Origin of the sequence: Streptococcus ovuberis (genome assembly GCF_012396585.1) — a bacterium.
Classification (GTDB): Bacteria; Bacillota; Bacilli; order Lactobacillales; family Streptococcaceae; genus Streptococcus; species Streptococcus ovuberis.
This window is the reverse complement of sequence record NZ_JAAXPR010000012.1, coordinates 16,242-28,700: the sequence shown is the minus strand read 5'-3', so window position 1 is coordinate 28,700 and position 12,459 is coordinate 16,242. Positions and strand designations below refer to the sequence as shown.

At 37.3% G+C, this 12,459-nt stretch carries 13 protein-coding genes; all 13 read right to left on the bottom strand.

Going from position 1 to position 12,459, the window contains the following annotated elements; translation table 11 throughout:
• A complete protein-coding gene (proB, locus tag HF992_RS07320; RefSeq protein ID WP_168549395.1) occupies positions 1-1,077 on the bottom strand; it encodes a glutamate 5-kinase in 1,077 nt (358 codons plus the stop codon).
• A gap of 307 nt (positions 1,078-1,384) precedes the next feature.
• The gene (gene dprA / locus HF992_RS07315) at positions 1,385-2,227 is read right to left on the bottom strand and encodes a DNA-processing protein DprA (RefSeq protein WP_168549394.1); all 843 of its coding nucleotides are present in this window, start codon (positions 2,225-2,227) and stop codon (positions 1,385-1,387) included.
• 108 nt (positions 2,228-2,335) lie between these two features.
• The gene (locus tag HF992_RS07310; protein ID WP_168549393.1) at positions 2,336-2,782 is read right to left on the bottom strand and encodes a sugar O-acetyltransferase; all 447 of its coding nucleotides are present in this window, start codon (positions 2,780-2,782) and stop codon (positions 2,336-2,338) included.
• Positions 2,783-2,784: 2 nt separating this feature from the next.
• Positions 2,785-3,798, bottom strand: coding sequence for a YdcF family protein (locus HF992_RS07305; RefSeq protein WP_425505598.1), 1,014 nt, complete (start codon positions 3,796-3,798; stop codon positions 2,785-2,787).
• The gene (locus HF992_RS07300) at positions 3,792-4,565 is read right to left on the bottom strand and encodes a ribonuclease HII (RefSeq protein ID WP_168549391.1); all 774 of its coding nucleotides are present in this window, start codon (positions 4,563-4,565) and stop codon (positions 3,792-3,794) included. Before HF992_RS07300 ends, HF992_RS07305 begins: the two co-directional genes overlap by 7 nt.
• On the bottom strand, positions 4,552-5,403 hold the full coding sequence (ylqF, locus tag HF992_RS07295; protein WP_168549390.1) for a ribosome biogenesis GTPase YlqF: 852 nt from the start codon (positions 5,401-5,403) through the stop codon (positions 4,552-4,554). The genes HF992_RS07300 and ylqF overlap by 14 nt, the downstream gene beginning before the upstream one ends.
• A gap of 90 nt (positions 5,404-5,493) precedes the next feature.
• Positions 5,494-7,002, bottom strand: coding sequence for a tyrosine-type recombinase/integrase (locus tag HF992_RS07290; protein ID WP_168549389.1), 1,509 nt, complete (start codon positions 7,000-7,002; stop codon positions 5,494-5,496).
• A gap of 74 nt (positions 7,003-7,076) precedes the next feature.
• Positions 7,077-7,310: a hypothetical protein gene (locus tag HF992_RS07285; protein ID WP_043043681.1), complete on the bottom strand. Its 234-nt coding sequence runs from the start codon at positions 7,308-7,310 to the stop codon at positions 7,077-7,079.
• A 270-nt stretch (positions 7,311-7,580) separates the two neighbouring features.
• The gene (locus HF992_RS07280) at positions 7,581-7,802 is read right to left on the bottom strand and encodes a helix-turn-helix domain-containing protein (RefSeq protein WP_168549388.1); all 222 of its coding nucleotides are present in this window, start codon (positions 7,800-7,802) and stop codon (positions 7,581-7,583) included.
• Between the two features lie 122 nt (positions 7,803-7,924).
• On the bottom strand, positions 7,925-8,659 hold the full coding sequence (locus tag HF992_RS07275) for an ABC transporter permease (RefSeq protein WP_168549387.1): 735 nt from the start codon (positions 8,657-8,659) through the stop codon (positions 7,925-7,927).
• 1 nt (position 8,660) lies between these two features.
• The gene (locus HF992_RS07270) at positions 8,661-9,407 is read right to left on the bottom strand and encodes an ABC transporter permease (RefSeq protein WP_168549386.1); all 747 of its coding nucleotides are present in this window, start codon (positions 9,405-9,407) and stop codon (positions 8,661-8,663) included.
• A gap of 1 nt (position 9,408) precedes the next feature.
• Positions 9,409-10,317 carry an ABC transporter ATP-binding protein gene (locus tag HF992_RS07265; protein ID WP_168549385.1) on the bottom strand — a complete coding sequence of 303 codons (909 nt, stop codon included), beginning with the start codon at positions 10,315-10,317 and terminating at the stop codon, positions 9,409-9,411.
• Positions 10,318-10,381: 64 nt separating this feature from the next.
• Positions 10,382-12,454 (bottom strand): cysteine peptidase family C39 domain-containing protein, encoded by a 2,073-nt coding sequence (locus HF992_RS07260; RefSeq protein WP_168549384.1) that lies wholly within the window; start codon positions 12,452-12,454, stop codon positions 10,382-10,384.
• Between the last annotated feature and the right edge of the window lie 5 nt (positions 12,455-12,459).

The window sequence follows — 12,459 nt, the reverse complement described above, 5'->3', positions numbered from 1 at the left end:
CTACAGACTGACCCAGTCGTTGCGATGAATCAGAATCCCCTCAGGATTCAGTTGTGTCATTCTTAATCTCAACTGGTCAGAGCTAAGTTTTGCCCGTCCCTTGCCAATCAATACTTGATCTTCTTGACTGAAAACAGAAACGATGTCCCCAGCCTGAAAGCTCCCATCAATCGCCTTGATTCCGGACACCAAGAGACTGCGTCCCAAATCAGTCATAGCCCTGGTCGCCCCCTCATCAAGATAGACTGCACCTTCTGTTCTGGCATAAAAAGCTAACCATTGCTTGCGTTGATTGAGTTTTTGGCGATCCGCATGAAAAAGTGTTCCACGATTTTCACCCTGAACAGCTTCAAGCAAAGCCGTCTCTGACTGCGATGAGCAGATGTAAACGGGCACGCCTGAGCGTGTTGCCAGAAGGGCCGCCTGTAACTTGGTCGCCATTCCACCTGTCCCGTTGGCCGTACCTGCTCCTTTGGCCATAGCCAGCAAATCAGCTGTGATTTCAAAGACATCAGCAATGTGCTCAGCATTCGGATCCTGATTGGGATTGGCTGTGTAGAGGCCATCCACATCGGTCAATAATACCAGCAAATCTGCCTTAATGAGGGAAGCCACTTGGGCGGATAACGTATCGTTATCACCTACCTTAATTTCTTCGACCGCCACCATATCATTCTCATTGATGATGGGAATAGCCCTCTGCTTAATTAAAACCTGCATCGCTTGAGAGGCATTTTGGTAACGTCTAGCATCTGCAAAATCGTCCTGTGTCAGCAAAACTTGCGCAGACACGATCCCGTCTTCTAACAGATATTTGGTATACTCTTCAATCAGAAGCCCTTGTCCCACCGCAGCAGAAGCCTGCTTTTCAGCTATCCGAGTCGGACGTTTATCAAACCCTAATCGCCTAAAACCAGCTGCAATAGACCCTGATGTTACAAGAATCAGCTGGTAACCCGCACGGTGCAGTTGAGCCAGCTGGCGGGTAATCTTTTCAATCTTTTCAGGAACCAAATTGCCCTCAGCATCTGTTAAGGAGCTCGTCCCCACCTTAAATACAATCTTTTGGTATGTCATTTGTCATCTCTCCAAACATGATACTACATTATACCATAACTTAGAGATAAAAGGCGCCTTGTCAATTATAAAAAACTGAGATAGCCCAAAAGACTTTACGCTAAAAAACGGTGACTTGCGCGTTACGGTTTGAGCCGCTTGTTTACTAGCAATCCTAGTTTATATACTCTGTCAAGACTGATCGGTCTACCCCATAGAAAGGTTATTTCTCTCTGAAACTGAGGTCTTTTAAAACGGTGACTTGACTACTTCAAAAAACTCCCATCAGCCTAGTTCACTGATGAGAGGAACTTTCTAAAAAACTGTTTTAACAGGCATATTCAACCAGAATATCCTGGCCAGAGCTAATGCACTTGGCTCCTTCACGGATGAGGTGATGGCAACCTTCGGACTGGCCATCGACAATATTGCCAGGGACAGCAAAAACATCTCGCCCTTCTTCTAAAGCCCTTTCACAAGTGATCAAACTGCCAGAGCGCAGTTTGGCTTCAGCAACAACAAGACCTCTAGAGAGGCCTGCAATGATACGGTTACGTTCCGGAAAATGAAACTTCAAGGGCTGAGTGCCTGGTGGGTACTCGCTTAAAATCAATTGATGCTTGCTCATGTAATCCTGCAACTGGCGGTTTTCCTTGGGATAATAGACATCAAGGCCACAACCAATGACCCCGATGGTCTGACCTCCATTTTTCAGGCTGGCCATATGGGCTGCGGTATCAATGCCACGCGCTAAACCGCTCACAATGACAAAGTGATTTTGCAGTTCCTTAACAATTTTTTGAACAGCAGCTACACCTGACGCGCTAGCATTACGGCTTCCAACGATACCCAGTTTAGGCTGTTCTAACAAGTCTAAATCACCTTGGTAAAACAAAAGTACCGGTGGATTATAGATTTCTTTCAGTTCCAAGGGATAGGCGTCATCCAAGAGTGACAAGCTGGGAAATTGTTCAAAAACCTTGCGACAAGCTTCCTCATCCAACTGTCTATAGTGCTCTAAAATGACAGCTGGATTTTTGACCTCAGAGACCACTACACAATCCCTAGCCGACAGGGTTTTCCCCGTTTTAGCTTGGTAGGCTAAGATTCTATTAAGTTGTAGGTTGCTGAGACCTGCTTGACGCCATTTAAATAATTCAAAACGCTTCATAACTGATTATCCTCCATCTCTTTATTCGAAAAAACTCAGCTAAAACACTGAGTTTCTGATCATTAAAGAAATATAAGGCCTCTAACAGATAAGCATTCTCAAATTCTTCTAGGTCAACTTCTTAATCATATGTGCTGGATTTCCAGCCAATACAAGGTTATCCTCTGTAAAGGACTTCGTCACCACGCTTCCCGCACCAATCACGATATTGTTCCCAAGACGAACACCTGGTAGAATACTGACACCGCCTCCAATCCAGACATTATCGCCGATCGTAATGGTACAAACATCTAGAAATGTACAATTGAAATTAGCGAAAAAGTTTTCTCCCACATAGATATTGCTACCATAGTCACAGGAAAAGCCCGTCTCGATAAGACAATTCTCACCTACTTTTCCCAGCCAGTTTTTCAGCAAATCGCGCCGTTTAGTTGCATCCAGTTCCTGATTAAAAACCTGCATTTTTTCTCTTGCCTGTTGGCGCAAGGCATACAATTCGCCATCACTAGCATCATAATACTGGCCGGCCAGCATTTTTTCTTTTTCCGTTAACATCTTTATCTCCTTAAAGCAATAACTAGCATCGTGTATAGAACACCTAAAATGCCAAAGAGCACCAAATGAATCTTCCGGCTGATAACCAAATAGCCGATAAATTCACGGATAAAGGCATTGAGGCTGAAATAAAATTTAGTCTTAGCCCCATAGCCGATACAAGGAACGCCTTCCAAACGGGCAAAGTTGAGGGCACGAAAGAGATGGTAATAGTTGGTCACCACTGCAAATCGACTCCCTTCAGGCATGAGCTGGACTGAGAATCGAATATTCTCCTGCGTATTTTTTGATTGATCCTCTAGCAAAATATCTGACTCTGGCACCCCTTGCTCAATGGCATAATCAGCCATAGCTTTCGCCTCTGCTACCAATTCATCAGGTCCTTGACCACCAGACATGATGAGCTTACAGCCAGGACGTTTGCGATAGATTGCGATAGCTTTGTCAATCCTTGAAGCTAATAAAGGGGTTACCTGATCCCCCATGAGACCTGCACCTAAGACGACAAGGTACCTCAACTTCCCCCTATGCGGGGGATGATAGGCGTTTAAGATTGCTGCTAAAGTATAGGCAAAACTTAAGATAAGGACATAAGTAATGATTAGTCCTACCAAAAGATAAAGGTAATAAAAAAGCGAAAATGAGGTGAATTGCGAAGCTAATCTCGGAAAAAAGTACAGGTATATAAATAGGCTTAGAGCCAAGCCTAGAGACAGAAAGTTGTCCCATTTGACGCCTTCCCGACGCAGTAATTTGACGCCGTTAAGTAAGAGCATCATAATCAATAGGAGTGGACCTAGAGCCGCTCCCAGAACGAGGAAAAGCCCCAAAATTAGGACCAAACCATAAAGCAGTCTGGACGTTTCCACAGAAGCATTGACCTGCGAAACCACTGTCACTATACTAAGTGCGCTAGAGACCAAGAAAACAAAGCCCAGCAGTACCTGGCGTCGTTCCAAATGGTAAATAAGGAAAAAGATCAACCAAGACAAGGCCGTCAGACCTAGTATCATGATTGGCCCTCCAACATAGATTTGACAGGTTCAAAGGATCTGCGGTGGATAGGGGTTATTCCTAGCTCCTTCAAGCCCTGCAAGTGCTTGGCCGTTCCGTAGCCTGCATTTTGGGCAAAATCATAGCCTGGATAGCGCTTATCGTAATCTGCCATCAAGCGGTCGCGCGTGACCTTAGCAACGATCGAAGCGGCTGCAATGGACATGCTGAGGCTGTCTCCCTTGATGAGACTGGTCTGAGGAATCGCAGTCTCCAGCTTCATGGCATCAATCAGCAGGTGGTCGGGCTGCGGTGATAGCTGGCTGATGGCATCCAGCATGGCGATTTTGGTCGCTTCGTAGATGTTAACACGGTCGATGACCTCTGGTGACTGGACACTGATGCCTACTGCTACCGCTTCTGCCATGACAGCATCATACACCGCTTCATGCTTTTTCTTGGGGATTTTCTTGCTATCATTGAGGCCTGTGATTTTACAGCCGACAGGCAGGATAACCGCTGCCGCAACGACAGGACCAGCCAAGGGGCCTCGTCCGACTTCGTCAACCCCTGCAATAAGCTGAAAACCTTTCTCATAGAGTTTTTTTTCGTACCATTGCAGAGCTTCAAGGCGGTCGTCTTCTGCCGCTAGTAGCTCTAGCTCTTTTCGCCGTTTTTTGACCGCAGCTTGCACCCCTGCTCTGCCATCTGCTAAAAACTCCTTAAAAAGAGGGTCAGACAAAGAATAGACTTCTGCCAACTGTTCTTTAATTGCTTTAATCGTCGCCATTGCTGTCACTCACACGATCTAAGGTATAACGTCCCAACTTGCCATCTCTAATCTCCTTGACAAAAAGGCTGTAGAAACGGTCGTAATCGTCACGGAAACCCAGTTTCTTGGTCATCTCCATAATAATCTCAGGCGCCTCAGCTTCTAAGTCCATCTGTTTAAAGCGCTCTTTTAGACGTTCTGGGTAATGCATTTTAAAGTAATTGAGGCCAAAAATCGTCACTTCATCCATAGGCAACAATTGATCCTTGATGGCACCCGTTAGCGCAAGCTTGAGGGCTACTGCTTCGTCTTCAAACTTGGGCCAAAGAATTCCTGGCGTATCAAGAATTTCCAGATCCTTGTTTGATTTGAGCCACTGTTGCCCCTTCGTTACACCAGGTTTATTGCCAACCACGGCAATTTTCTTACCTGCTAGACGATTCATGAGTGTGGACTTGCCAGCATTGGGAATGCCGATGATCATGGTTCTCAGAGTTTCGATTTGAATCCCACGCTCTTTTTGGCGCGCTATCTTATCTGCCATCAAACTTTTGGCAGCTTCTGTGACCAGCTTGACTGCTGATTGCTCTTTAGAATTGAGACTTAACGTCCTAATCCCTTGGCTTTCAAAGTAGCTCTGCCATTCCCGTGTCAATATGGGGTCAGCCAAATCCGCCTTATTCAAAATTAAGAGCTTAGGTTTGTCACCCACAATTTTTGTCAGCATAGGGTTCTGACTGGAGAGAGGCAATCTGGCATCGACCAAGACGGTTACAAAATCCACAAATTTAATGCTTTCTTGAACCTGCCTCCGAGCTTTGGACATGTGCCCTGGAAACCATTGAATAGTAGCCATGAGTTTATAAATCCTTTCGTAGCAAGGTTTTTCGTTTGAAAAACCTGCCTGGTTTTTATTAGGCACCAAACAGGCACCAAGATTTTGTATTCACCAAGTTAACCTATAACCAACAACCTTTTGTTTTCCTTCTCTTAAATAAGAAATATCAAATGACTTGTAATATTTTGATAAATCTTTCTTAAGCTTAGGTATTATATTTGCAGTTATATGCCTAGGTGTATAAGTTGATTTTAGACCAAGTTTGTCTCCAAAATCATCTAAAGAAAATTCAATTATTTTTGAATCAAGATTATTTTCTATTTCATCATTTAATATTTTGGAATATTTGCTAGACCAAGATTTTAATGCTTCAAATCTAAAATTATTTCTATCAATAAATTTATCTAAGGCTTTAACTGTTTGATTTTGAGATATTCCTTGGCTATGAGTATACAACATAGTTGTTTCATAATTAGCATGTCCAACACGTTCCATAATTTCTTTTATAGCAACTTTCATACCCTCACTTTGTAAATAGGTAATATGCATATGTCTAAAGGAATGAGGGGTTACATGCTTTGTCCATTTGAAACCGTATCTCTCTTCGCAGTTTTTAATAAGATCAGTTTCAACACGAGCAAGTACTTCCCGGAAAGAATGCGAAGTTATTGGTGAACCGTATTCTGTTCTAAAAACACTCTCAGAGAATGTAAATGCTTCGCAAGGATTTTCAATCGCATAGCGGTCAAACTCTTCACTTCGTTGTATAGCCCTTAATATAGCATCACAAGCCACTTTAGGTAAAGCAACATCTCGATCAGCATTTATTGTTTTAGTTTCATCAAAGTAGAATTCTGAAACTTTCAAATCATGATATTGCAAAGCCTTATCAATATGTAGTATACCTCTCTCAGCATCAAAATCTTCCTTTGTAAAAGCAGCTTCCCCGATTCGCAGTCCTGAAAATAGTAAAACTATAGCCAAGTCATAATAATTCGGGTTTCTTCTTCGACTTAGTGTTTCAAAGAAAGCTCTAATTTCATGAATTTCTAAAAACTTTGCTTCTCGTTTTTTCTTTGTTTCACGCTTTTTCTCAAGGGACGTTTCTAGCTTTATTACAGACATTGGTGAAAACTGAATAACATTATAAAGAACACCATGGTTAAAAATTTTGTTACAAGTGCTTTTTATATGTATCATAGTAGATTGTGACGCATTATATTTCTCCATATAGGTAGTCAAACACTTTTTCATCAATAACGGTGTTAAACGTTCGAGTAAATAATCATCACCAATAATTTCACCAAGACGTTCTATCACAAAAGCCTCTCTTTTTACTGTCTGAGGTTTTACTGATACTGACCAGGTTTCTAGCCAACTCATCTTTAACTCTCCGAATGTTCTTATCAACTGGGGATTAAATTGAGCTTCACTGCCATTAACTAATCTCTCAATTTTATCTTCGAGCTCGCGTTCTGCTTGTTTTCGAGCGCGACTTGTGTTTTTATGATAACTTACAACAGCTGTCTTCCACTTGCCAGTTAGTGGATCCTTATATTTATCTACAACTTCGTATCGAGTAACTCCTTTTGAATTAGTTTTTGTTCTATAGTACATTTTCGTTTCCTTAAACTTGAAAAGAAAAATCAATCATAGAAATATAACCATTTTATATTATATCATGATTCTCTTTATTTTACCGCCCTCTGCTTCCATCTTAAGAACTCTTCAAAACCTTCCAAATTTATAAAGACTAGTTTATGAGTTGGGTTAATCACATAATCTTTAAACTGCTTATTATCTCTCATTTCACCTAACCATCTATTCAGTGTATATTGATTCAGACCTTCCCACCTCCTCAATATAGCTTTTTTATCTGCCCACTCAGCTATACTATTCTCAACCGATACAAATTTAATTTTCATAATAGTTTCTCTCTATTTAATATTATTAACCTCCGTAGGTATGATTGGTTAAATCACTCATGGGCATTTCACCCGCTGTCCTTTTACGCTGGCAGCCTGAACGTTCAGAAGTATCATTGTCCTTATTTGTGGTCATGGCAGATAGAGAACCATTCTATTTTATAGTTGATAATTATCGCTCCTATCACGGCGTATCTCACTAAATTGCTCGACAAATAAGAAAGTCCCACCTCGGTTTATTCAATTGTCAATGAACAAATCAAGGAGGAACTATTTTAATCTTTTTAAACGATAAGGGCTATCTGTAAGCCCTAGTATATAATCTGTACTGACTTGATAGAGTTTTGAAAGCTGAATAAGATAATCAATAGATACTTGCCGTTTTCCTGTCTCAATCCTGGAATATGCCGATTGACTACAGGATAGGTATTTTGCTAAGTACTCTTGAGTAAAATCATAATCTTCTCTCAAATCTCTAATACGCCTATACACCGCTCACTCCTAAGAAAATTATAGTCGAGTTTTGAACGAATCTTGGAAATTATGCCAAACTGGCATAAAGTGATGTATAGATACTATAAGCAATTCTTTTTAATTAGAATATCTATCTTGTATTAATTTTTACAATTTAAGGTACTTATTGTTAATCTTGAAAATACAACAATGTAAGTAACATTCACTGCTAGAAAGAGAAGCAAATCAGATGAAGAAATATCCGCTAATGCCCTGCTTCGAAGTGCAATCATTGGTTGAGAGTAAGGGAAGAATTGTGTGAGTCTTTCATTAACAAAGATTAGAACAAAATTTAGCATGCTTCCTACAGTCGCCCATCCTATACTTTTACTAAAACTTTTTGTTTTCACAATTATATAGGATTGAAGAGTAATAATTGAAAATGAAGCAATAATAGAAAGCAAAACCCACTTAATATACACAAACAAATTAAAATCCAATACAATTCCATCAATTTTTGATGAAACAATAAAAATAAAGAATAAGAACAATTGGATACACAAAAGAAGTATGCAAATACTAACCAATTTCCCACAATATAGTTTCCCCATTGAAACTTGATTTGCTTTTAAAAACTCGATATTTTTTCTTTCAAATTCAGGAATAAATAAAATTGCTGTGAAAATAGCCAACATCGGTGGAAACAGAAGTGAACTATTATAAAAGGTTAGCTGCCCCCATAAAACCAATGATTGTGTACCTTCTTTCAATACTTCTCGATTAGCAAAATAAATTCCTAATCCAATGAAACTTGCAACAAGTAGAAAGGTAATTCCAATTAATATAATTTGGATTTTACGAGTTTTTTTCCATTCTGCTAAGAAATAATTTCCCATATTAATTTCCTTTCCTTCTTAGAATAATACGAGCCAGACCGTATAATATAAAACACTGAACGACATAAATTATCATTTTCATAAATATCTGATTATCGAAAATATACTCAGATAATCCTTTTTTAATAAATTGATATTTATATGGAGCCAGACTGCCTGAGCCCGTGAGAGGATTTAGGAGACTTACAAAACTATCACTCCCAGGGTTCAATACAATACTGATAAATCCGCCCAGCAATCCTAGTGCCAATAAAATTCCCTGCTTCTCAATGATCATTGCAAAAGTTAAGTAGAGACAGATTAAAGAAAATATTGCAAGAAGCTGTCCGATTATCTGAACACTCACAGTAGTAAAAGGAATAGAAATGCCTGCCTGAATTCCAAAAAAACTAATAACTCCAACTTCTAATATTGACAATACACTAAACAAAAGCATCATAAATAAAAATTTATGATTAAAGATAGTCAACATTTGTTGTCCATTTGCGACCTGTAACTTAAAAGTTTGTCCTGCATGCTCATTTCCAACAATTCTTGAAGCAAAGATAGAAACCGCAATTGGTAGTATGAAAAGGTTGACATTTTGATTGCTAAAAAGTGTTCCTGTTACCTTCAATTCTGGGTGCTTAATTGCTGCTGAAAAAGTAAGGATATTCCAAATTGTAGCAATTACCATTAAAATGCTCACTATAAAGAAGGATTTTGTTCTCTTGCTTTTTAACAATTCAATTTGTATTGCTCTTATCATTTTAAACCTCCTTCGTTAATGAAAGGAAAATATCTTCAAGACTCTCACTTGCTCGGGCTACTCGGAAAATACGATAACCATTTGTAGCCAAATAGCTCACGACATCTGCTAATTTTTCATCATCAATATTTTTCAGTTTAATTTGATTTCTTGAAACTTCCAATATTTCTAAATCACCAAAATCAAGTAAACTTTGCACAATATTATTTTGATAGAAATTTCCACCTATTTCTATCCAATTACTAGATTTTATACTTTCTATTTTTCCCTCATAAACAAGATGGCCTTTGTTTATAATTCCTACCCTATCAGCTATATGTTCTATTTCTGTTAGGATGTGACTGGAAATAAATACTGTTAGCCCTTTTACTTTTGCCAGTCTAACTATTAATTCACGAATTTCATGAATGCCGGATGGATCGAGACCATTTGTTGGTTCATCCAAAAGTAAAATGTTTGGTTCTTTAACTAACGCAAATGCCAATGCAAGTCGTTGTTTCATCCCCAAAGAATAATCCCTAACCAATTTCTTTCTATTTTTTTCTTCAGTTAGTCCTACTAATTCTAAAGTTGGCCAAATATTATCTTCACTAAAACCAATCATTTTTTGAAATACTAATAGATTTTCGTAACCAGTTAAATTGGGATAATAAGATGGTTCTTCAATCATTGAACCAACTTGACTAAGGTAATCTTTATTTTTCTTTACATCTCTCCCATTTACTAGGATTTTTCCCGTAGTTGGTTCAATCAATGATAAAATCATTTTCATTGTCGTAGTTTTTCCTGCTCCATTTGGTCCTAGAAAGCCATATATTTCACCACTTTTAACTGTAATTTTTTCTAATTTTACTGTCGTTACATCGTTATAAACCTTTGTTAGGTTATGTAATTCAATTATGTTTTCCATGTATATAGTTCCTCCACTACACTCTCTCCAGAGAAAATTTCATTTATTTCATCAAATTAAAAGTTTATACCTTTGACTTGATGAAATTTTGGTAATTAATATTTGTTTTCATAAGATGTTCATGCTTATCTTTTATAACTTCTCCAGTTTCACTATCTATAAAAATTATTCCGTTGACATAATTAACGATATCAAGATGATGACTCACTATTAACATTGTCTTATCATAATACTTATCATTTTGTAGGACATTTTGATAAATCTTATTTTTACTTTGTTCATCTAAATTACTAAATGCTTCATCCCATAAAATAATTGCATCTTTTTTCAAAAGGGATTTAGCTATAAGTATCTTTTGAATTTGTCCTCCTGAGAGATTTTTTCCTTGTTTCAGTAATTTTGAATAAATTTTATTTGGTAGCTGTTCAATAACTTCAGAAGCAGTTGTATCGTCCAATACTTGCGTGAGCAAATCTGCATCTTCAGAGTTCCACTCCAAGTTTTCTAAAACACTACCTTTTCTAAGAGTCATATTCTGAAGAACCACACTCAAAGAATCTTCAATTTTTTCTACTCCATAATTTAATTCTCCTTCGTATCTCAACACACCGGCAAGTAGTAAAAGAAGCGTAGACTTACCACTACCTGACTTACCTACAATAGCCAATTTTTCCCCTTTATTTATTGTTAAATTCAGATTATTATATATTAATCGTGTACCATATGAAAAATTTAAGTGCTTTGCTCTTATTAAATACTCATCACTTTTCTTACTTGGGGTAACAATTGGATCACTCTTTTTTAATAAGTCTCCTTGTCTATCTGCATAGACATCCAATCGATTAATTTCAAAAACTGCACTTTTAACTTGTTCAATTGATGATATCAATAAAGAGATACTTGTTTGATACACCAACAAATCAGCAAGAGAAATTTGTATATAATCCTTATAGTATACTGCGATAATGATTATCATAGACAAACTAATATAATTAAAAATAGTTCCAATAGACAGAGAACAATTTTCTAATTTAAGAATTTGAGAATACTTGGAGGTAAGTTGTTTATTATGATATTTCCAAGACTCAAGGGTCTTTTTCTCCTTCCTCATAATTTTAATATAATCTATGTCATCTAAATCTATCTGTAACTCTGAGTTAAAATCAATTAAATACTGTAAATACGTCTGATTATACTCATTTTGTCTCTGATAAATCACAATAGACAGCATACTATATATGAATATCATTATAATCAAAATAAGACTCAACCGTACTGAAATTATCATTAAATATATGAAAATAACAACCACAGAAATCAAACTTATACTTGATGGAATGATTTTCAACGTTACATTATCTCTAAGTATTGACTTAATATTGACTTTTTCAGTTACTCCTCCACTTAGTTGATTTCTAAAATAAAGTAATGGTTTCTCCAATATATTTTGAAATACTTTATTACTGTAATATTTATCAAAATCAAAATTATATTTATCTAGTGCTCCATTTTTTATGTGGAAACCTACTAGTTGAAAAATAATCACCATACTTAATACCAGTATACTGGAAATTATCTTGGGATTCTCTGTTAAAATCTGTCGTAGAACTACAGAAAATAACAATACACCAACTTGAATTAGAAGTAATGATATAAGAAATAAGATAATTGGCTTCGCTTTTAAAGTTTTTTTGAAATACTTCCAAAAGATTGATTTATATTTGACTTCTTGAAAATTTTGAGCTTTATTTACAGCAACCATCGTTCCCGAATAATGTTCTAAAAACTCTTCATTGCTATATCTCAGACGCCCAATAGCAGGATCAACTATTGTAACTTGATTAAGGTTAATTTTTTCAAGCACAACAAAGTGATCATTATTCCAATGTAGAATTAGTCTTCTTTTATTTTCTTGATAAAATCTATACACCCCTTCAAAGGAAGCACGGTATGCTTTAATTGTTGTATAAAACCTATCATTTAACGATAATAAATATTCTAAATTCAATCCATCAGCAGGTAACGAATCTTTATCATAGATTTCATACAAAGGGACTTTGTGTCCCAGATCGTTCAATAGCATTGCATAACATGCCAACAAGCAATCTTCTTCATTATTTTGTAAAATAATTTTCATTGCTA